Source organism: Haloarcula sp. KBTZ06, from assembly GCF_048595605.1.
Taxonomy (GTDB): Archaea; Halobacteriota; Halobacteria; order Halobacteriales; family Haloarculaceae; genus Haloarcula; species Haloarcula hispanica.
This window is the reverse complement of sequence record NZ_CP184337.1, coordinates 1,463,603-1,483,196: the sequence shown is the minus strand read 5'-3', so window position 1 is coordinate 1,483,196 and position 19,594 is coordinate 1,463,603. Positions and strand designations below refer to the sequence as shown.

Genomic DNA, 19,594 nt, shown 5'->3' with positions numbered 1-19,594 from the left:
CCGTACCATGGCGACCCGACAGCGCCAACAGTTCATTTACGGGCATCTCATGTGGGTGCTTGGTACCATCCTCGTGTTGACCCTCCTGGATGCGCTGACGTTGGAGCTGTTTTTCGTCGTCTCGCTGATCGGGTTTCTCGTGACTGTCGAACTGGTCGCACCGCAGGCCGTGTCGCCGCGCTGGCGACGGCGGCTCTGGTGGCTCATTGGGCTCGGACTGGTTGGCTTTGCCTACGTGGTCATCAAACGGATCCTCGAGATTCTACCGCCGGGGCTGGTCTGATGGCGCTGACACCGCTCTCCGAGGACTCCTGGCTACCGTCGCTCACTCTCCCGCAGCTCCTGCTGGCCGCTTACACCGTCCTCACGATCATCGCGCTCGTCTACGCCGCGAGTACGTCCTCAGCAGCGTTCGGTGCATACAACTCCCAGTGGGACGGGGCAGGTGAACTCCGAAGCGTCGCAGCTGACGCCGGTGCAAACGTGACTGTCGGAACGAACGTGAGTCAGTATCTGACGAGTGACACGGACACCACCGTTGCGGTCGTTCTCTCGCCGGCGGAGCCGTACTCGTCGAGCGAGCGGGCACGAATCGCGGAGTTCGTTCGAAGCGGTGGGACACTCGTCGTTGCCGAGGATTACCGCCCAGAAGGGAATGCCCTGCTCGCTGCCGTCGGTGCTGACGCGCGTTTTGACGGTCGCCCGGTGTACGACAACCGAAATTACTACCGCAACTCCTCGCTCCCGGAAGCGACGCCTGCCGGCGACTATCCGGAGACTGCCGGCGTCGATACTGTCGTCCTCAACTACGGGACGACTGTCAGAGCCGGAAACGCGACGACGCTCGTCAACACCTCCGAATACGCCTACCTCGACACCAACGGCAACGGCGAACTCGACGGCGAGGAGCAGTTAGCGTCCCGACCCGTCGTCACGAGCGAACCGGTCGGCGACGGCCGGGTTATCGCCGTCAGTGACCCGAGCATCTTCGTGAACGCGATGCTCGAACGCGGTGACAACCGACGGTTCGTCCGGAACCTCGTCGCCAGCCACGACGACGCACTGCTGGACTACTCACACGCCAGTAGCGTCCCGCCGGTGGCCGCTGCCGTCCTGGCCGTCCAGCGGTCAGACGCGCTGTTACTGCTCTGTGGCGTCGTGCTGGTCGGGGCGCTGCTCGCGTACGACCGCCGTCTCGACGAGCATCTCCGGGATCGCCTCCGGGAATACAGTGGCGGCGATCCGGACCCGAATCTCTCCAGGGACGGCGTTGAGAAGTATCTCAGAGCCAGTCATCCAGACTGGGAGACCGCACAGGTAGAGCGAGTAACGGAAGCCATTATTAAACAGCGGGCCGAACGTCAACGCAATGACTGATCCGTCGGTGCTGTACGACCGTCTCAAGGAGGAGACGGAGACAGTTCTTATCGGTAACGAGGAAGTTCTCCGACACATTACTGTCGCCATGCTTACACGCGGTCATGTGCTTCTGGAGGGGGTCCCCGGTGTCGCGAAAACGACGATCGCCACGCTCGTCGCCAACGCGACGGATCTCCAGCACTCCCGGGTCCAGATGACGCCCGACCTCCTCCCTGCGGATATCACCGGAACAACGGTGTATCACCAGCGAAACGGCGAGTTCGAGCTGCAGAAAGGCCCAGTGTTTACCAATCTGGTCATCGCCGACGAGATCAACCGCGCCCCGCCGAAAACACAGAGCGCACTCCTCGAAGCGATGCAGGAGGGACAGGTTTCCATTGAAGGGTCGACGCTCGAACTCCCGACGCCGTTTACCGTCGTTGCGACGATGAACCCTCTTGAGATGGAAGGGACGTTCAAACTCCCGGAGGCCCAGCGCGACCGGTTTCAGATGAAACTCGTCACCGAGATTCCCAACTCCGAGGAGGAGCGCGCGATCCTCGACCGATTCGACGCGAACCCGACGCTTGACGCGGACTCTATCTCGCAGGTTATCTCCCGGAGCGAACTTCTGGACGCCCGGTCAGTCATCCCCGAGACGCATATCGAAGACAGCATCAAGGAGTACATTCTCGCTATCGTCGGCGCGACACGGGACCACCGAAACGTCGTTCACGGGGCCTCACCGCGGGCGACAATCGCCCTGCAGAATACGGCCAAAGCAGTCGCTCGTCTGAACGGCCGGGAGTACGTCATTCCGGACGACGTCAAAGAGATGGCGCTCCCGGTGTTGCGGCATCGTCTCATTATGAACAGCGATGCCGAACTAAGCCAGATCAGCGCCGAAACGGTTATCGAAGAAATCCTTCAGTCGATTACGCCGCCCGGGTCCGACACCGACCACAGTACGGGTGTCGAGACAGCGGTCGGCGACGGCGGAACGAAACGGGAGTTCGAGTAGCGACTGGACCGCAGTTAGCTGTTTTCCGGGGCTGGTGTCGTCTCTCGTTCTCGGGTCGCCGCGCCATTGGACTGCGCCGATGGTTGTTCGAGTGCGTTCCACGAAACGGTCACGACACCGCTGAACCGGTCGTCATCGCGCGTATCGACAGTAACCGGTCGATCAAGTCCCGTGGCAAACCCCACCGCGAGCAAGGACACCACTGGGTGATCTAGCTGGTGAACGTCGCCGAACGCGGGATTGCTGATGGCAATAGTAGCAGTTCGGTTCCCGCCATCGATTTCGATTGTTGTGTCATCGACGAGTTCGAACTGCTCGGACAGGGCTGCGGTCAGTTGCGCCGCTATTGCATCGGGGTCGTTACCGAATTTGCCGGAGATCGTTTGCTCGAACTCGGTGTACAGACGGTCTCCGGTCGGGGGAAGCGATATGCCCTGTTCCGCCTCGGCACCGCTCGTAACGAACAGGTCTCCCAACTGGTCTGGATCGGGCACCGCGTACTCGACGTGTTGGGGGACGAACAGGCGCGCATTCGTCTCCGGACGGGATGCCGTTGGGACATACACCGTCTCGGTCTGGAGTTCCAGTTCGCTGACGAGGTGCTGTTCGACATCGGCCAACGTGTCGAACACCGTGTCACTGACCGACGCCGAGACGAACCGCTCGGGAGTGAGATAGAACGTGACGATGCCCGCAAACACACCGGTTCCTGCGAACGCGACGAAGATGGTCTGCAGGGTTGGAAAGAGGAGTGCCGCTATGAGGGATAGTCCACCGACCGCAAAGAAGCCCACTGCGGTCCGTCTGAACGTTGCCCGCTTCGCATGCGCGTAGGAGTCGCGCAACCGGCGGTTCTCCTCCCGTAACACTTCCAGCTCCGCTTCGAGTGTCTGGCGGTCGTGTACAATATCCGTCTGTCGGGTGCTGTCATCGGCTGATGCGTCCGGTTGCGTAGGCTCGGGTTGGCTCATAGGAAATCACGGTCCGAAGCTGCGTCTTCAGTCACGATGTCGAGTTCTATCAGCAGATAGCGATGGAAGAGATAGCCGACGATGGCAATTCCGATGACCGCGGTGGCCCCGACGCTGAGGGGGGCCAAGTCCCAGCGCCAGAGCGACAGCCAGGCGAGACTGCCGAGCAGCGGAACGACAAGTGCGACGAGGCTGCCGGCGACTCGCCTGTCGGGTGTCTCGATAGGTACCGAAAGCAACGCAAGGAACAGGCCGCCTTCGACGATGACGAGCGGTAGCAGTGATGGTGTATCGACTGTGACGAGCGCTACCTGTCCGAGCACGACCGCGAGAACGGGTGTACCGGACAGGTAGAGACCGCCGAGGACAACACCGACGAAACCAAGCCATACCGGCCCGCCCCAGACGAGTCCGCCTGTAGCTACGACGATGCCCAGCAGGCCGAGCACGGTGGGTAGTGATCGGCGCGAGCGTGCCGTTTTCAGTGCGACGCTCATGCGTACTCCCTCCGGTCTGTGTTCGCTGGGCTGCCGGACAGAATAGCCGAGATCTGGTCCGGGGACCCAACCTCGTAGGCCGTCACCGAGTCGACCTCGTTCAGTTCACGCCGGAACTGGTCGAAGGTTCGATACCGTTCGTATGCGGTATCGAGATCGGTGAGGAGGTCCGTATCGAAGGCTACTGATGGAGCGATAAACACGACGACCTCCGTTGCGTTGCGTCTCGCCAGTCCAACCGCGTTCCGTAGTTCACTCGGGTTGCTGTCGTCAGTACAGATGACCAGCAGGTTCGCGCTGCGTATCTCGTGTGGTGCCGCCTGGAGCCCGTTGTACAGCGGCTGGTTGGGAAGGTGTCGTTTTGATCCGGCGGCATCTCGATACGCGAGCAACGTCGTTTCCATCGGTGATTGTGTGTCCGCCGTCGGGTTCACCGTCCCTGTCATCCTGCCGGTGTGAGACGCTGTCGTGGTAGCTGTTGCCGGCGTCTCAGTTTCGGTGTCGAGGTCGTTGATCCGATGCCGGCACGACCTGTAGGCCTCGGTTCTCGCCACAGGGATTCTCGATTCCGTCACGCCCGCGTCGTCAATAGTGAGATAGCCCAGGGGATCACGGATCGTTTCGGCACGTTGCTGGAACGCTGCGGCGACCGCTCTGAGGTGATCTAGCTTCGTTTCGCCAGGTGTCCCATCACCCAGAGTCTGCCGGTGATCGAGGACGAGCACCACGCTACGGTTACTCTCAGCCTCGTAGTTGCGGACGTGCGTCTCGTCTAGTCTGGCAGTCGCCTTCCAGTCGACGTATTTCAGTGCGTCACCCGGGACATATTTTCGAATCTCCTCAGCTGACAGGCCACCCGTCCGCCCCCGGGCATCGTGCTCGCCGACACCGCGTAGCAACTGTTTCCCGCTCTGGCCAACGTGAATCGGACCGACCGACGGCGACTCGACTGCTAGTTCGGGGCCGGGAGCCGTCGTGAACGACTGGGTAAACAGCCCGGTGCCGTCACTGACGGTTACTGTGGCTCCGGGAACGGTGTAGTTGCCAACAGTCTCCCAGGTGAGCGGAAGCGTCACCGACGAGGACTGCATCGACGTATCGAGATGGATATCCGGAGAGGAACCCGCTTCCATCCGCGCTGCGAGTGGAATCCTTGCCTCGACGGAGAGCGGCAGGTGATCGCCGGCGGCGGCAACTGATGCCTCGAGAGTGTACTTCGTTTTGGCGTCGGTCCGTATTCGGGACCGGTCGAGCGACTGGCTGACGGTGAGTTCGTCCTCGAGTCGTGAAACGCCACGGACGAACGCAAACTGCATTGCGAGCAGCCAGCCTGCGAGCCCGACGGCCCCGACGACTAACAGGGGCGCATCGAGCAGCCCACCACTCACGACGAGACTACCGATAGCAGTGATCGTGAGCCAGAACCGCCGGGTGACACGCATTAGCTTCGGTTACTGAACCGAGCCCATTGAAGATACCGACAGACACAGCCGAGTCCTTCAGAGATAGGTCCGCACCTAGTATCGAAATCGATATTGATATTTAGGGGATTATCTACTTAACCGTCACTCGAAAATTCTGAGTCATGAATGGTCTGAGTTCACGTTGTATCGGAATTCTGGAACTCAACTAAAGGTAGCTATTGGAATCAGTATTAATATTAGAACTATGCTCACAGACATCTCAGCTGGCGCCCGCCGTCTCGCGAACAACTGGTTCTGTCGCCTGCCGACGGTTCGCGTCGGTGCCGTCGTCCTCGTGACGCTGCTTCTCGCCGGTGTCGTGTTTCCAGTCGCCGGGACGTCGCCGCAGGTGAACACTGCTAGCGGTGGCGGGGCCGATACTCCGGACGTACAGCAGGCTCAGGCCGCTTCGAACGCCACTGATACAGACGGCGACGGGCTGTCGGATTCGCTAGAGCGCTCCGTTTACGGCACTGATCCGACGGACCCGGACACGGACGGCGACGGTTATCCGGACGGCATGGAAGTCCGCTGTGAGCAGGCTCTTCCGGATGCAGACCCGCTCCGAACGGACATCTACGTCGAAGTCGACTCTACACAGTCAACGACGCTCAGCGACCCGGTCCGGACATCTATTGTCGAGACGTTTGAGAATGCACCCGTTTCGAACCCCGACGGCTCCACCGGTATCGATATCCATCTCGTCACAGACGATACGAACCTCTCGGCCAACGGGACGGTACACTCGAAATCCCGTGCTGGTGCCGGGAACGACATCTATGACTTCCGGGCCAACCACTCCGAGCACCGTGCTGACGGCTACTACTACGTCCTGCTAACTGACGACGTCGCCTACAACGGGGACGACTACTTCGTCGGTGCGGGCCGACCTGAAATCGCGGCGATGGAGCGGTTCGATTCACCGAAGATCACCGCCTCGCTGTTCATGCACGAATTCGGGCACGCGATGGGGCTCGACGCCCATCAGGACGGTATCGACGAGGAGCGGTACTCCCAGACAGAGTACGACAGCGTGATGAACTACAACGGGCTGTACAGACAACTTTCCTATTCCAACGGCACCGACAGTGTAGGCCGAAACGAGTGGCAGTTCGTTGCCGAGAACCGAACACAGCCCGACATCGACTGCGTCGAGAACGGAACGTGCCCTAGCAGGTGTACCCAGAACTGACCAATTCCGCTAAAGCGACTGTCAACGGTTAGCTGCTGTCTGCTAGCATACTCATGAAGAACGACCCGAACACTGTCTGTAGCCCCAGCACTACGACTGTCGAGGCCAGAAGGGTCGCTGTAGCTGACGGTAACGCCGCCTCGCCGGCGAGCAGCCACTGTCCGAACACGCTCCCGAGGTACAGAATCCCGACTGCAGCCGCGAGAATGCCGATGGACGCGCCGTGCTCCAACTGGAACCGCTCCCGTATCATGCCGACAAGCACACCCTCGGGCTTGTTTATCGGGTTCGCGGCGATGGAACTGAACAGCGCGAGCGTCCAGACCTGATACCCGACGATTGCCAGCAACGACCCGCCGACCATCGTCTGTATGCCGAAGTTAACGCCACCGATCGACAGCCGAGCGATTGATAGCGACATCAACACTGCCCCGACCGACACTAGCAACAGAGCCGGATACGAGAACAGGTAGTCCGGCGCGTTCACGAGCATGAAGCGGACGTGTCGCCAGCCGTCACTGAAACTATCGAGCGTCTCCTCGCCTTCCCGCTCGTGGTAGATAATCGGGACCTCCTCTATGGTGAGGTCGTTCGCACCGGCTTCCATGATCATTTCGCTGGCGAACTCCATCCCGGTCGTCTCTAGCTCTAGCGTTTCGAGCGCGTCCTTGGTGAACACACGGAAGCCGCTGTGTGCATCGCTTACACCGGCTCCATAGAACGTGTTCAGGAACCGCGTCAACAGCGGGTTTCCGACGTATTTGTGGAGTGGCGGCATCGACCCGTCCCGGATCTCGCCCTCCAGTCGGCTCCCCATACAGATGTCCGCGTCGCCGTTCTGGACCGGTTCGAGGAGCTGGGGAATCATCTCGAAATCGTACGTCGTGTCAGCATCACCCATCGCAATGTACTCTCCCCGTGCCTTGTCGAACGCGTAGCGATACGCATAGCCATAGCCCGGTTCATCAGGTGTCACGACTGTCGCACCCCGCTCGCGAGCTAACTCCGGAGTCGCGTCGGTCGAACTGTCGCTCACGATGATCTCGGTCGGCACACGTAACTCCGAGATCGCTGTCTTGATCCGATCAATACATTCGACGATCCCTTTCTCCTCGTTGAGGGTGGGCATCACGACGCTCAAAACCGGCGTGACTTCGCTCTCCGGCGTGACGAGAAACTCGTCTACAGCCTTCGTGATCCCCTGTTGACCCGCTTGATTTGCCTGATTTGCTTGTATCGTCATTCCCGTACCTCGGCTATCGCTGGTGCGTCTGGTAGCATACACTCTCCACTCCCCTGAGCGGCTTCCGATGAACACGGCTAGTAGGCCCCATTTTATCTGAGTTCAATGCCGAATTTCTGATATGTACCGCACGGCTTCCACACAGAGTGTCATGTCAAAGCAGCATATAATAAAGCTGTCGGGTGGGATAATCCATCATTAATAACAATAGTTGTCATGAGAATCCCTCTCCTCCCCTGATTGTACACGATTTCTTCGACCCATGACCACAGTGTGGCGTGCCATCTATCAATAAAGCACATTATTCACGCACTAATGTACGTTGTGAAGCAGATATCTATCAGACTAGTAGACTATGTCTCCCGCGGTTTCAGCGCCGGATATCTCAAGCAAGGTGATAAAACGGGAACCATCACTAGGAAGTCACGTCTGCGAATGTCGAACTACACCGGGAAACTACTACGACAGGCACTGAGAAGCTGTCTCGGATCGTCTGTAATCGGGAAAATGCGTCAATTCAAGTAGACACGCTGCGGGTACAGCCACCTGATTCCATGTGCCGGTCGGTGGCTTTGGTGTCATGGTTGCTGAGCGTCTCACACTGGGCGACGAAGCCGACTCCGTATCTCGCCACCAACAGCGTGTATCCGAGGCAGTCGCTCCTCCGATGCACTGATCAGCGTTGCGACGCTCAGCCCAAGGACGTAGACGACTCCCAAAAGCATGATAACCGAGATGTCCTTGCTGAACCGAAGTGCCCCACGTATCGATGCCATATACGTACATATCTGGACTGAGTATAAGCCGTTGGGGTCTGATTATTAATATTTGTAACTGGGCGGCCGCTGTTGTCCAGAGCCGTAGATTTAAGCCGTCCTATGTGCTAAACGATAACATGGCCACAGATCAGTCCGAGGGGGCGAGCCTGCATGTGCCACCGCTGGAGAATACAGCGTTTTTCTCCATTGAGGACGACGACGGCTATGTCCGTATTGAACAGTCACTGGGGAACCAGGTCCTGTACACGCCCAATGAGGCGCAGGACATCGCTGAAGCCATTCTCGACGCTGTTGACGAGGCTGTCGAAGAAGAGTAACCCATGGCTGGCCGTCGGCCCTGTTTTGCTGGAAGGCGAGATGGTTTGAACAAGGGAGGTCCAGCGTCAGGTATGACAGATGCAAGCCACCGGGCGGCGGTCGCCGAGCGAGCGGCCCGTGCTGGCGGTGTCGTGGCCCGGGAGCAGTTCCGGGGCGACCTCAGTGTCGAATCGAAGGCCAACAAAAACGATCTCGTCACGGAGACGGACCGCGACGCCCAGCGGCAAGTCGTCGCCACGATTCGAGCGGAGTTCCCCCGTGACCGGTTCCTCTGTGAGGAAGACCTCTCAACGTTAGCTGGCCCGGACGTTGACTCCGAGCCTGAAGCGGTCGATAGTATCCCAAATAGCGGCTCTGTGTGGGTCATCGATCCGATCGACGGGACGGCGAACTACGTCCGTGGGATGCGTCTGTGGGGAACGGTTGTCAGCGCAGTTGTCGACGGCGAGCCGGTCGCATCGGTGACCTATCTCCCCTCCTATGGCGACCTCTACGCGGCTGGCCCCGAAAGCGTGACACGAGACGGGACCGAACTGTCGGTAAGTGGTCGAACCGACCCGGAGACGTTCGCCGTGGCTCCTGTCGGCTGGTGGGACCGTGACGACAGGGACGAGTTCGGTCGGCTGTGTAGCGCTGTCGGCGACCGCTTCGGCGACATTCGGCGTCTGGGTTCGTTCCAGGCCACGCTGGCACACGTTGCCGACGGGGCGCTCGAAGGGCTCGTTTGCACGCGCCCGATGGCCCCCTGGGACACGCTCGCTGGCGTCCATATGGTCAGACGGGCTGGCGGCACGGTCACTGACCTCGATGGCGAACCCTGGACCCACGACAGCGATTCCGTCGTCGCCTCCAACGGCGAGGCACACGAGGCCTTCGTGGTGGCCGGCAACGAGGCACTCGCTGAGGATTGAACACAGTTTCGCCATCAAATCCCGCCGCGTCTGGCTCGCGGAAGTCCGCTCCATGCACACGGGACCGGAACGCTAAAACCGCCTGCCACCGGTCACTCGGCCATGGAAACGTTCGAGCGAGCCGTCGATGAGTACGGGCCCGGCCAGCTCTGGGTGGGCTCTTTCGTTGCCGTCCTCCTCGTCGCGGTCGGAGCCGTTATGGCCGCTCCACAGGCCGTCTGGGATCGGTTCCTCTGGCAGTACTTCTGGGGGCCAGTGTACGCGGACGCCAAGGCGGCCAGCTGTGCCGAGATGACTGCATCCGGGCCACAACCGCTGTACGATGGCTGTAGGGCGGCTATTCAGGAGGGACGGCTCATCGCCGAGCCGGGATACACTATCGTCTCCGAGATCGGCTACATGTTGATTCTGGTGTATATGCTCGTCGGCGTCTACTTCCTCCTCGAGCGACTGGACATCGCCGAGGACCCGAAGCTCTACTTCGCGTTCGTGCCGTTCATGCTGCTCGGCGGCGCGTTGCGGACTGTCGAGGATGCAACCGACCGCGCGGTCGATGCCGGCGTCTCACCTATCGTCGAGTACCCGCTGAGTTCACTCATCATCAGTCCCGTTATTTACGGCACGGTGTTCCTGCTGACGCTGCTCGTCCTCGTCGTCTGTGTGGACCTCGAACAGCGCGGCGTCGTCGACAGCTACTACCGGACGACCGGCGCTGTTGGTAGCATTTTCGTCGCCGTGACGCTGCTCTATCTTACGTTTGTCGCGCTCACACGAGAGTACGCGACGCTGTACCCGTCGGTCCTCATCACGACTGTCGCACTGGCGTCGGCGTTGTCGTACGGTCTGTACCGCCTGTTCGAGTCCTATCGACCGGCGCTGAACGACGGAACCGGCTATATCGGCTTGCTGGTCATCTGGGGCCACGCCATCGACGGCGTCGCGAACGTCCTGCTGGCTGACTGGCTCGATGCACTCAACGTCCCGCTGACGTACTACCCGAAACATCCGGCCAACGCATTCATCATTGAAGCCACCGAATCTCTCCAGTCTGCCGGTCTGACTGCTGCCATCGGCACATCCTGGCCGTTCCTGATTGTTAAGCTCGCTGTCGCCTCGCTGGTCGTTTCGCTGTTCAACCAGGAGTTCATCGACGACAGCCCGCGGTACGCACTGCTGTTGCTCATCGCCGTTACCGCAGTCGGCCTCGGGCCGGGGACGCGGGACATGCTGCGGGCGACGTTCGGCATCTGAATACGGACTGTCCGGTATCTGACTCTCGCTCGTCGGCTGTTGCTACGGGAACGGATGATGCTCCCTGTCGAGCCGCGGCTCGAAGCCCAGGTCAGCAGGCACGGCTTCGGCCCGCTCGCCGAAGAACGAATCACCGAAGAACAGCGGCTGTGCCGACGGACAGACGACGCGGACCGCCTCGAATCCGAGCTGTTCGAGGTCGCGCGTCGTCAGCCGCGCTCCGTAGGGCGTGAGTCCTGCGTCAGCTGCCCGGTCACACAACGTCTCTAGCTCCGCCTCGCCGGAGAGGTCTGCGTCGGGGCCGAGCGAGTCCAGCGGGACCGCCGTCTCGGTGGCCGTCAGGTCGGCCCCCTCGCCGGGTGATTCGGCGTAGCGCCCGATTGATCCCTGTGCGTCCATGGCCGCGTCTGGGCCCATGCTGTCGAGTTCCATCCAGTTCTGGAGCGCCTCTTCCAGCGCACCGACGGCGGCCGTACCCGGGTCCAGATCCGCATCGGTGCCGAGTGCGAAGCGAGGCCACTCGTCCTGTTCCAGTGCGACGGTGATGACCGGCACGTCCACGTCCTGTGTCAGTAACAGCGCCGTCACGTCGAGCCCCTCGGACGCCGCGCGACGCCGGAGCGTGTCGTACCGCTCGTGGTCGTCGACGGCAACTCGAAGCGACTCGAACGTCGAGTACCACGACAGCATCGCGGCGTCGCGCTCGATGACCTCGTAGAGCCCGGTCAGCAGCGCCTCGGTGACGGTGTTTCCAAGCCCGAGCCCGGTCGTCGTTGCCGGTCTAACGGCGTTCGATGGCGGCGGATAGTGGACGGTCTCGGCGGGAAGCGACCGCCGTTCGTCGGTCAGCAGATTCTCAGCCGGGACCCAGGGAAGCGCCGTCGAGTCGTCCCATTCGGCCTCGTCCCTGACGAACGCGTCGGGTGCGACGGCATCCGGAACATCGACGACCGTCCCGTGCCGCAGATTCCCGTCTCGGTAGACCCCGGCCGCGTACCGCTCGTAGTTCTCGCCCAGCGCTTTCATGAACGCCGTGTCCCAGTCGATAGCGACACCGGCGGCCTTGGCGGCGGCCGACACGTCGCTGAAACCGGCGGTGTCGGCGAGCGTCGACAGGTAGTACGGGGCGGGGAACGACTCGACTTCGCCGACCTCCGTGGCGATACCGACCCGGTCGTCGAGGCCCAGTTCCGCCCGCGAGAGCGCCTCGCTGTCCGGGGCCGTTCGGCGACCGTCGCCGAGGGTACGGCTCGGCGTCTCACTGCAGTCACAGCCCGGGACGGGGAGGAACCGGCGCTGCGTATGTGGGAGTTCCGTAACTGTCCCGAAGAGGGCAGTGTCGCCGTCGAGAAACTGGGTTACCAGTCGGCCCGCCAGCGCTCCCGTGAATCGTTGCGTGGCTGCTGCTGGGGCTTCTGTGATCTCCTCGGTATCGTCGACCGTCGCCTCGACCCGAGTCCGCAGACAGTCGAAACAGCCCGTTTCGGGTCCGAAGCCGCTGATCGCGGCGTCAGTCACCGGGACGCCGCCGACGCCGCCCAGTTCGACGGCGACCCACGGGACGTCATCGCCTTTCGCTCGGTCGTTCCACGCCGCAAACGTCTCTGACCCGACAGTATCGACGACGACGGCGAGGTCGCCACTACTGTTCGCCGGTGTCGACGGCTGTGCTACTGTAACGTCGATATCAGCGAGAAACGCAGTGAGTGCGTCGACGGCCGGTCCACGCCCGACGACTTCGACAGTTTGCATGCCGAACCCCTCGCGGTGGAGCGGGAAAAACCTACGCGGCGAGGATCGACTGAGCCACGGAGGCCAGCTCGTCCGGCTCGGCGTCTTTGAGCCGGTCGTCACCGAGCATCAGGCGGAGCCGCGGTCGGCCCACGTCGATCGGGACCTTCTCCGTGTCGATGAGGTTCATGTCTTCGAGCTTCGTCTTCGTCCGCGAGAACGTCGCCTTGCTCGCCAGTCCGACGTCTTCGCCCCATTTGCTGATGTCGTACAGCAGTTCGCCGTTCCGTGCGGCCACGAGCAGGCTGATGGTGACCTCGTCGAGACCGTCGCCGTCGCCACGAGCCGTCGACAGAGAGCTGAGAACGTCGTTGAAGTCCGACGCGGTTTCCGGGCCGATATCGGCTTCAAGTGTGCTCTGGACGCGGTTGAGCGGTGGCGTCCGGAGCGAGTACTCGTCGGCGTCTTCCCAGGTCGAGCCGTAGTAGTCGTAGGCGTTGTCGACGAACGCCGCGTCGTCGGTCCCGAGACCGCCGACCGTGTCGCTGATGGTGACGAGCGCGTACACCGTATCGACAGTTACCGCGACCGAGTGGTTCGGCACGTCGTCGAGCAGTCGCATCGTGAGCCGCTCCTCGTCGATGAGGTCGGCCGCGGTGCTCGCAACGAGGAAGTCGTCCATGACGTCTTTCAGTGCGCGCTCGTCGGCGAGCAGCCGAACTTCGGGAGCGCCCGAATCCGCGTCCAGTGTCGATACAAGCTCAGAGATGGTCCGCCGCGACGGGTTCACGACGTACACCGGCTCGTCAGTTGCCCCAAACACCGTGGTCAACATAGACCCGACGTCGTCTTGCAGGAGATTTTCAGTCATTGTCCCTTCCAAGTATATAGTGTATTATTATATTTAATTTTACCGGCCATACTGTGTTGATTTCGCCAACAATCCGACAACACCCACCGATGAGAGGCGATAAAATATTGGTCAACTGTCCTAAGCAGAAGCCGTTCGTCTCACGGACTGAACCATCTGTTCTGCTCGTCGTCGTCACGCGAATTCGCTCGAATCAGTGGTTACTGTCACTGTCTCCTACCCGCCGGAAGCCACGACTGGAGCACAGTATCAAATCTGTACCTGAGTGCGTACGGAGAGTGTCGCATCAACACGGCTCCTCGGGTGGCCGGTTCGAAAATAGATGGCGGCCGTCTCGGCTTCCATCACGGAGTCTGACAGCTTCGCGCTCGTCAGAAGTCCGTCCGGAGACGCGCAGCGAGGTCGTCGGACCAGTGAAACTCCCCGTCGAAGATGACGGGCAGTGAGGTCTGGCCCAGCGCGTCGGCCAACTCCGTAGCGCCGAGCGAGTGGCTCGTCTGTTCGCCGTTCAGCGCGGCGCTGTCGTCGAACGGCAGGCGGTAGCTCTCACCGGGCCGTTCCGGGGACACGACCGTACACTGGACGTCGAATCCCGTTTCCCCTTTGGAGACCCAGACGACCGCGGGGTGTGCGGGATTGGGAACGATAGAGTAGGTCCCGTCGCCGACGACCGCGTAGTCCTTGCACATCATTATCCGTCGGCGAGCGAGTTCCAGCGCTCGCTGAATGCTGAATCCGTTACTGAGTAGGCGCGCGAAGGCGGTCCCGACCAGGGCGGCGTGTTTGTCCAGCACGTCGGTAAGTGTCACCGCACCGGCGACCGCGCCCTGTTTGACGAGGTCAAGCCCTTCGTCATAGGAGCCACAGGCGTTCAGGAAGAACGTCTGCGTTCGGGCTTCCGACAGCGACGACAGCGCCAGATTGCCGTCGGGACAGCGCAGTCCCTCCTCGTCGCAGTGGCCGATGAAGTGGACGAAATCGGCCGGCTGTTCGAACACGTCGGCCAGTTCGTTGACCGACAGCAGTTCGCTGACCTGGACGTCCATCGGCAGGTCCGCGGCCCGGTATATCTCTGTGACTTCCGTGTGTTCGCCGGCCATCTCCTCGTCGTTGAGGACGACCGCGACCCGTTGGCTGTCGGCATCCCGGTTCTGACTCCGGTAGCGGTTCACGTACGCCTCCGCCGGCGTTTTACAGGCGTCTATCGGGTTCCCCGGAGCGAGCCACGAGTGCAGTTGGCCCTCGCGTAGGTTCGGCTCGATGACCGGTGGGCGCTCGGCCGAACCGCGGCTCAGATACGAATCCGACAGCGTCCTGTCGAGAAGCTCATCCTGGTCGAGCCGGGAGCTGTCCGGCAGGTAGATGAGACTGAGTCGGTCGAGCAGGAACGGCAGGCATCGGACCCGTTCCGGTTCGGGTGAGACGTACGTCGAGAGTGGCCACTCCGGCAGAATCGAGTTCACGGCCTCGTCGGAGACATCGATGTACCGCTCGAGCCGTCCAGCCGGCGACAGCGACCGAACTGTGTCCGGGTCGAGCGAGAGCGCGGACGTGATACGAGCGCCACTCTCGGCTGGATCGACGCGTCTGACCAGACAGTCGAGGTAGAACACCTTCCGGAGCAGCGCCGCGACGCCGGCCTGTAGCGACGGCCACGCGTCGAAAGAGCGGTGTACCGACGTGCCGTCGGCCGTCAACAGTGCTGCATCCCGTGACTCGACTACCACTTCGGCCCCGAGATAGTACGCCAGCGGGGCGCTGACGAGCAGTTCCGCCTCGCACTCCGGAACACGGAGCGTGATGCCAGTCTCCGGACGGTTCTGCCGAACCGGTTCGGGAATACGGGTCGTCTCGCCGGTCGTGACTATCGGCGGATGGCCGCGGAGTTCCGGATGTGAGCGGGACGGCTGCATCGTATGATGGGCCCCACTCAGATGGGTAATCGCCGTTGCGAGTCCGGCAGGTGTCGCGGGGACCTGCAGATGCGGCCGCTCCGCGCTCGTCTCCCAGACGAACCCGACGGTAATACTCGTCGGCTCTTGGAAACCGAGGACAGAGGTAATGCCGGCCGAGTGGAGCGACGCCGGCCCGTCGAAGCGGACGTGGATCCGAATGTCGTCAACGACGCCCAACGGCGACCCTCGGTCGCTATCCGCAGCACGGGCCTCCATCGTCAGCAGGTACTCCCCCTCCTCTAGGGTCGTCGGTGAATCAACTGCTCCAGTATTCGTGTCAGTAGCGACTCGGGTTACCGTGGCATCCACCGCCGGCAGTGCTAACTCGGTGACGGACCCGCTGTAGCAGTCGTCGACACGATGTGGTAACTGTTCGCCGTCCGTAACTTCTCGATCGTGTAACTGGCGCACCAGTGCGCTCGGGTCGACCGTTTCTCCATCCCACTCCGGCGTGTTACTGCTGTTCCGGTCCACCCGCTCGCCTGCCACCCCCCAGGTGACCATGCATAGACATGTGGAACGTCATCTGATATATACGTACGGGTGTCAGGATGTCGTCTCCCCAACTGTACCCGCGGCACCGGACAATGTGTGATAACATAGCACATACGTGGCCCAAAGGGTAGATTATTGTCGTATCGGTCCTGACTCGGATACATGAGCTACGAAACCGTACGGGAAGCGGACCCGGCAGTCGCAGACGCCCTGGAGGGCGAACGAGGCCGGCAGAACGACACGCTGGCGATGATCGCCAGTGAGAACCACGTCAGCGAGGCTGTGATGGAGGCACAGAGCTCCGAACTGACGAACAAGTACGCCGAGGGCTACCCCGGTGAGCGCTACTACGGCGGCTGCGAGTACGCCGACGACGTCGAGGAACTGGCAATCGACCGCGCGAAGGAACTGTGGGGCGCGGACCACGTCAACGTCCAGCCACACTCCGGCTCCCAGGCCAACATGGGCGTCTACCTCGGCGTGCTCGAACCCGGCGACAAGATCCTCTCGCTGGACCTGACGCACGGCGGCCACCTCTCGCACGGCCACCCAGCGAACTTCGCCGGCCAGGTGTACGAGGTCGAACAGTACAAGGTCGACGAGGAAACCGGCTACATCGACTACGAGGGCCTCCACGACCACGCAGAGGAGTTCGAGCCGGACATCATCGTTTCGGGCTACTCCGCGTACCCCCGGGAAGTCGACTTCGAGCGGATTCAGGAAGCCGCCGACGCGGTCGACGCGTACCACCTCGCGGACATCGCCCACATCACCGGCCTCGTCGCCGCTGGCGTCCACGAGTCGCCGGTCGGCGTCGCCGACTTCGTCACCGGCTCGACGCACAAGACCATCCGCGCCGGCCGCGGTGGCATCATCATGTGCGACGAGGAGTACGCCGACGACATCGACAGCGCGGTGTTCCCCGGCTCCCAGGGCGGCCCGCTGATGCACAACGTCGCCGGCAAGGCCGTCGGCTTCGGCGAGGCGCTGGCCCCCGAGTTCGAGCAATACGCCCAGCAGACCGTCGACAACGCCGTCGCCCTCGGTGACCGACTCAAGGAACACGGTCTGGATCTGGTCTCCGATGGCACGGACAACCACCTCGTGCTCATCGACCTCCGTCCGTCCCATCCGAATACGACTGGCAAGGAAGTCGAGGAAGCGCTCGAAGAGGCCGGCATCGTCCTCAACGCCAACACCGTCCCCGGCGAGACCCGCTCGGCGTTCAACCCCTCGGGCATCCGCGCCGGTACGCCCGCGCTCACCACCCGTGGTTTCGACGAGGACGCCTGCCGCGAGGTCGCCGATCTCATCTACAAGGTCGTCGACGCCCCCCACGACGACGATGTCGTGGCGGAAGTCAGCGACCGCGTGGACGAGATGACCGACGAGTACACGCTGTACGAGTAGCGACAGGCTAGCCCTGGAGCGCGGATTCTGCTGTCCGCCCACTGGCATCCTCCTTTTTGGCATCTCTCTCCGATACGACTGGTATGCCCCGCACAACCCGACGCCGGACGCTCTATGCACTGGGTGCCTCCCTGTCGGTGTTCGCTGGCTGTACGCAGTTCGAGAGCGAGTCAGGGGCGGAAACCGGGCAAAGCGACGGCGGCGCGAGCGAGCCGACAGTGACGGCCACGGCGGCGGAGACAGACGCCGCTACCCCCACAGGCCAGGAGTCGACTGCTGGACAGACCGAAACAGCCACAGAACTCGACCTGCGGGAGGCCAACGTCGTCGGGGTCGAACTCACGGACGAAGGCGACGACTACCGCTTCGACGTAACACTCTATCACGATGACGACGGCGAGGACGGCTACGCGAACTGGTGGCAGGTCGAAACGCTGGCGGGCGACCGACTCGGTCGCCGTGATCTCCGGCACGCTCACTCGACGGCTCCGTTCACCCGGTCGGAGACCATTACTGTTCCCGACGATACGACCTGTGTCGTAGTCCGGGGCCACGACCAGACCCACGGCTACGGCGGCCAGGCGATGACGGTGGCTGTCCCGGGCGGCCCGACACGGGCCATCCGGCAGGGGGCCGAGCGGAAGTCGGTCGCCGAGTCGGACTGTCCCTGAGCGAGCGCGCGCCTGCCTGTCGCGGCCGGCCGAAATCCGGGACGTTCATACCGCCCCGCGCCGCCGTTGTACCCAATGACAGAGATTATCGACGGCGACGCCGTCGCACAGTCGATTCGGGATGACCTGGTCGCGTCCATCGACCACCTCGCCGACGCGGGCGAGCGCCCGTCGCTGGCGACGGTCCTGATGTCCGAGGACCCGGCCAGCGAGACCTACGTCTCGATGAAACAGAACGACTGCGAGGAGGTCGGTATCGAGGCAATCGACATCGACATCGACCCCGACGCGGACGCTGCCGAACTGTACGACACTATCGAGGACCTCAACGCCGACGACGACGTCAACGGCATCCTGGTCCAGATGCCGGTCCCCGACCACGTCGAGGACAGGTCGGTCCTGCGAGCCATCGACCCGATGAAAGACGTCGACGGCTTCCACCCGGAGAACGTTGGCCGACTCGTCGCCGGTGACGCCCGCTACAAGCCCTGCACACCCCACGGCATCCAGAAGCTCATCGAGAGCGTGGGTGTGGACACAGAAGGCAAGGACGCCGTCGTCGTCGGCCGGTCGGACATCGTCGGTAAGCCGATGGCGAACCTGCTCATCCAGAAGGCACCGGGCGGCAATGCGACGACGACGGTGTGTCACTCCCGCACCGAGAACCTCGCCGAGCGGACCCGCAACGCCGACATTCTCGTCGCTGCGGCCGGCGTCCCGGAGATGATCGACGGCGACATGATTGGGGAGGGCGCGACGGTCATCGACGTGGGCATCAACCGCGTCGACGCTGATACCGAGAAGGGGTACGAACTGGTCGGCGACGTGGAATACGAGAGCGCGAAGGAGGTCGCGGGCGCGATCACGCCGGTTCCCGGCGGCGTCGGCCCGATGACCCGCGCAATGCTCCTGTACAACACGGTGAAAGCGACGGGCCTGCAACACGACATCGACGTCGACCTGCCCTGAATGCCGTCGCTTGCGGCCTTCGAGAACCGTGACGTGCTCACCCGTCGGGTGACTCGCGAGACCGACACAGCGGGTGTAGAAGGGGTCCGCGCCCGTGCTGACCGGGGGCTCCACTGGGCGGTCGGCGCGCTCGTCACCGACCCGGCGGACCGGATACTGTTCGTCTACGAGGACGAGAGCTGGAAGCTTCCGGGCGGCGGCGTCGAAGCCGGCGAGACGCGCCAAGAGGCGGTGCGCCGCGAGGTACGCGAGGAGACGGGCGTCGAGAGTACCGTCGACGAACTGGCTGCCGTCACCGAGGTCACGGTGACCGATGGCGGCCGAGAGGCGACGTTCTTTTTCGGGACCTATCGCGCGACGGCTGACTCCACGGACCTCGCGTCGGACCCCGGACTCGACGGCGAGTCGATAGAGACCGTAGCGTGGCGGGATGCGGTTCCGGAAAACTGTCTGGACGAAACCCTCGTACGGCGGCTCCAGTGACCGC

The 19,594-nt window shown here is 62.4% G+C and carries 19 protein-coding genes; 11 read left to right on the top strand and 8 right to left on the bottom strand.

What is annotated here, in order from left to right:
- Positions 1–7 precede the first annotated feature (7 nt).
- Genes ACNO8S_RS07755 through ACNO8S_RS07745 form a run of 3 tightly spaced genes read left to right on the top strand, consistent with a single transcriptional unit; the run spans position 8 to position 2,380 of the window.
- Positions 8–283 (top strand): hypothetical protein, encoded by a 276-nt coding sequence (locus ACNO8S_RS07755; RefSeq protein ID WP_014040460.1) that lies wholly within the window; start codon positions 8–10, stop codon positions 281–283.
- Entirely contained in the window at positions 283–1,377 is a 1,095-nt protein-coding gene (locus ACNO8S_RS07750; protein WP_050038123.1) for a DUF4350 domain-containing protein, read from the top strand. Before ACNO8S_RS07755 ends, ACNO8S_RS07750 begins: the two co-directional genes overlap by 1 nt.
- Entirely contained in the window at positions 1,370–2,380 is a 1,011-nt protein-coding gene (locus ACNO8S_RS07745; RefSeq protein ID WP_050038122.1) for an AAA family ATPase, read from the top strand. Before ACNO8S_RS07750 ends, ACNO8S_RS07745 begins: the two co-directional genes overlap by 8 nt.
- 14 nt (positions 2,381–2,394) lie before the next feature.
- On the opposite strand, the gene ACNO8S_RS07740 is transcribed toward ACNO8S_RS07745, so the two are convergent.
- From ACNO8S_RS07740 to ACNO8S_RS07730, 3 genes are read right to left on the bottom strand one after another with little or no spacing between them, the layout of a single operon-like run.
- Entirely contained in the window at positions 2,395–3,351 is a 957-nt protein-coding gene (locus tag ACNO8S_RS07740) for a hypothetical protein (RefSeq protein WP_050038121.1), read from the bottom strand.
- Positions 3,348–3,848 (bottom strand): hypothetical protein, encoded by a 501-nt coding sequence (locus ACNO8S_RS07735; protein WP_050007608.1) that lies wholly within the window; start codon positions 3,846–3,848, stop codon positions 3,348–3,350. Before ACNO8S_RS07735 ends, ACNO8S_RS07740 begins: the two co-directional genes overlap by 4 nt.
- Positions 3,845–5,290 (bottom strand): DUF58 domain-containing protein, encoded by a 1,446-nt coding sequence (locus ACNO8S_RS07730; RefSeq protein WP_420182753.1) that lies wholly within the window; start codon positions 5,288–5,290, stop codon positions 3,845–3,847. Before ACNO8S_RS07730 ends, ACNO8S_RS07735 begins: the two co-directional genes overlap by 4 nt.
- Before the next feature lie 226 nt (positions 5,291–5,516).
- Here ACNO8S_RS07730 and ACNO8S_RS07725 point away from each other — a divergent pair, with 226 nt between their 5' ends.
- Positions 5,517–6,503: a hypothetical protein gene (locus tag ACNO8S_RS07725; protein ID WP_420182752.1), complete on the top strand. Its 987-nt coding sequence runs from the start codon at positions 5,517–5,519 to the stop codon at positions 6,501–6,503.
- A 28-nt stretch (positions 6,504–6,531) separates the two neighbouring features.
- On the opposite strand, the gene ACNO8S_RS07720 is transcribed toward ACNO8S_RS07725, so the two are convergent.
- Both ACNO8S_RS07720 and ACNO8S_RS07715 read right to left on the bottom strand, forming a co-directional pair.
- Positions 6,532–7,746: a glycosyltransferase family 2 protein gene (locus ACNO8S_RS07720; protein WP_014040453.1), complete on the bottom strand. Its 1,215-nt coding sequence runs from the start codon at positions 7,744–7,746 to the stop codon at positions 6,532–6,534.
- Positions 7,747–8,342: 596 nt separating this feature from the next.
- Positions 8,343–8,522: a hypothetical protein gene (locus tag ACNO8S_RS07715; RefSeq protein WP_144443754.1), complete on the bottom strand. Its 180-nt coding sequence runs from the start codon at positions 8,520–8,522 to the stop codon at positions 8,343–8,345.
- A 119-nt stretch (positions 8,523–8,641) separates the two neighbouring features.
- Here ACNO8S_RS07715 and ACNO8S_RS07710 point away from each other — a divergent pair, with 119 nt between their 5' ends.
- The 3 genes from ACNO8S_RS07710 to ACNO8S_RS07700 all read left to right on the top strand — a co-directional run bounded on the left by ACNO8S_RS07710 (position 8,642) and on the right by ACNO8S_RS07700 (position 11,005).
- Entirely contained in the window at positions 8,642–8,842 is a 201-nt protein-coding gene (locus ACNO8S_RS07710) for a hypothetical protein (protein ID WP_420182751.1), read from the top strand.
- A gap of 72 nt (positions 8,843–8,914) precedes the next feature.
- On the top strand, positions 8,915–9,754 hold the full coding sequence (locus ACNO8S_RS07705; RefSeq protein WP_420182750.1) for an inositol monophosphatase family protein: 840 nt from the start codon (positions 8,915–8,917) through the stop codon (positions 9,752–9,754).
- A 102-nt stretch (positions 9,755–9,856) separates the two neighbouring features.
- The gene (locus ACNO8S_RS07700) at positions 9,857–11,005 is read left to right on the top strand and encodes a DUF63 family protein (protein ID WP_420182749.1); all 1,149 of its coding nucleotides are present in this window, start codon (positions 9,857–9,859) and stop codon (positions 11,003–11,005) included.
- Positions 11,006–11,047: 42 nt separating this feature from the next.
- Here ACNO8S_RS07700 and ACNO8S_RS07695 read toward each other — a convergent pair whose 3' ends face one another.
- The 3 genes from ACNO8S_RS07695 to ACNO8S_RS07685 all read right to left on the bottom strand — a co-directional run bounded on the left by ACNO8S_RS07695 (position 11,048) and on the right by ACNO8S_RS07685 (position 16,066).
- On the bottom strand, positions 11,048–12,757 hold the full coding sequence (locus tag ACNO8S_RS07695; protein WP_420182748.1) for a YcaO-like family protein: 1,710 nt from the start codon (positions 12,755–12,757) through the stop codon (positions 11,048–11,050).
- Between the two features lie 31 nt (positions 12,758–12,788).
- Positions 12,789–13,607: a transcriptional regulator TbsP gene (gene tbsP, locus ACNO8S_RS07690; RefSeq protein ID WP_008309020.1), complete on the bottom strand. Its 819-nt coding sequence runs from the start codon at positions 13,605–13,607 to the stop codon at positions 12,789–12,791.
- A gap of 371 nt (positions 13,608–13,978) precedes the next feature.
- Positions 13,979–16,066 (bottom strand): hypothetical protein, encoded by a 2,088-nt coding sequence (locus tag ACNO8S_RS07685; RefSeq protein ID WP_014040447.1) that lies wholly within the window; start codon positions 16,064–16,066, stop codon positions 13,979–13,981.
- 153 nt (positions 16,067–16,219) lie between these two features.
- On the opposite strand from ACNO8S_RS07685, the gene glyA reads away from it, so the two are divergent.
- The 4 genes from glyA (at position 16,220) to ACNO8S_RS07665 (ending at position 19,590) form a co-directional block, all read left to right on the top strand.
- A complete protein-coding gene (gene glyA, locus ACNO8S_RS07680; protein WP_129755194.1) occupies positions 16,220–17,467 on the top strand; it encodes a serine hydroxymethyltransferase in 1,248 nt (415 codons plus the stop codon).
- 83 nt (positions 17,468–17,550) lie between these two features.
- Positions 17,551–18,138 (top strand): hypothetical protein, encoded by a 588-nt coding sequence (locus tag ACNO8S_RS07675; RefSeq protein WP_058990820.1) that lies wholly within the window; start codon positions 17,551–17,553, stop codon positions 18,136–18,138.
- Between the two features lie 75 nt (positions 18,139–18,213).
- Complete coding sequence (locus ACNO8S_RS07670) at positions 18,214–19,107, top strand: bifunctional methylenetetrahydrofolate dehydrogenase/methenyltetrahydrofolate cyclohydrolase (protein ID WP_050038114.1); 894 nt, start codon at positions 18,214–18,216, stop codon at positions 19,105–19,107.
- On the top strand, positions 19,108–19,590 hold the full coding sequence (locus tag ACNO8S_RS07665) for an NUDIX hydrolase (protein WP_050038113.1): 483 nt from the start codon (positions 19,108–19,110) through the stop codon (positions 19,588–19,590).
- The last annotated feature ends 4 nt before the right edge of the window (positions 19,591–19,594 follow it).

Excerpts from the sequence above, each read along its gene's own strand:
- ACNO8S_RS07675 (WP_058990820.1), top strand. The coding sequence starts at position 17,551 with ATGCCCCGCACAACCCGACGCCGGACGCTCTATGCACTGGGTGCCTCC.
- ACNO8S_RS07730 (WP_420182753.1), bottom strand. The coding sequence starts at position 5,290 with ATGCGTGTCACCCGGCGGTTCTGGCTCACGATCACTGCTATCGGTAGT.
- ACNO8S_RS07735 (WP_050007608.1), bottom strand. The coding sequence starts at position 3,848 with ATGAGCGTCGCACTGAAAACGGCACGCTCGCGCCGATCACTACCCACC.
- ACNO8S_RS07720 (WP_014040453.1), bottom strand. The coding sequence starts at position 7,746 with ATGACGATACAAGCAAATCAGGCAAATCAAGCGGGTCAACAGGGGATC.
- ACNO8S_RS07665 (WP_050038113.1), top strand. The coding sequence starts at position 19,108 with ATGCCGTCGCTTGCGGCCTTCGAGAACCGTGACGTGCTCACCCGTCGG.
- ACNO8S_RS07745 (WP_050038122.1), top strand. The coding sequence starts at position 1,370 with ATGACTGATCCGTCGGTGCTGTACGACCGTCTCAAGGAGGAGACGGAG.
- ACNO8S_RS07695 (WP_420182748.1), bottom strand. The coding sequence starts at position 12,757 with ATGCAAACTGTCGAAGTCGTCGGGCGTGGACCGGCCGTCGACGCACTC.
- ACNO8S_RS07705 (WP_420182750.1), top strand. The coding sequence starts at position 8,915 with ATGACAGATGCAAGCCACCGGGCGGCGGTCGCCGAGCGAGCGGCCCGT.
- ACNO8S_RS07670 (WP_050038114.1), top strand. The coding sequence starts at position 18,214 with ATGACAGAGATTATCGACGGCGACGCCGTCGCACAGTCGATTCGGGAT.
- ACNO8S_RS07740 (WP_050038121.1), bottom strand. The coding sequence starts at position 3,351 with ATGAGCCAACCCGAGCCTACGCAACCGGACGCATCAGCCGATGACAGC.
- ACNO8S_RS07725 (WP_420182752.1), top strand. The coding sequence starts at position 5,517 with ATGCTCACAGACATCTCAGCTGGCGCCCGCCGTCTCGCGAACAACTGG.
- ACNO8S_RS07685 (WP_014040447.1), bottom strand. The coding sequence starts at position 16,066 with ATGGTCACCTGGGGGGTGGCAGGCGAGCGGGTGGACCGGAACAGCAGT.
- ACNO8S_RS07710 (WP_420182751.1), top strand. The coding sequence starts at position 8,642 with ATGGCCACAGATCAGTCCGAGGGGGCGAGCCTGCATGTGCCACCGCTG.
- glyA (WP_129755194.1), top strand. The coding sequence starts at position 16,220 with ATGAGCTACGAAACCGTACGGGAAGCGGACCCGGCAGTCGCAGACGCC.
- ACNO8S_RS07715 (WP_144443754.1), bottom strand. The coding sequence starts at position 8,522 with ATGGCATCGATACGTGGGGCACTTCGGTTCAGCAAGGACATCTCGGTT.
- ACNO8S_RS07755 (WP_014040460.1), top strand. The coding sequence starts at position 8 with ATGGCGACCCGACAGCGCCAACAGTTCATTTACGGGCATCTCATGTGG.
- ACNO8S_RS07700 (WP_420182749.1), top strand. The coding sequence starts at position 9,857 with ATGGAAACGTTCGAGCGAGCCGTCGATGAGTACGGGCCCGGCCAGCTC.
- tbsP (WP_008309020.1), bottom strand. The coding sequence starts at position 13,607 with ATGACTGAAAATCTCCTGCAAGACGACGTCGGGTCTATGTTGACCACG.
- ACNO8S_RS07750 (WP_050038123.1), top strand. The coding sequence starts at position 283 with ATGGCGCTGACACCGCTCTCCGAGGACTCCTGGCTACCGTCGCTCACT.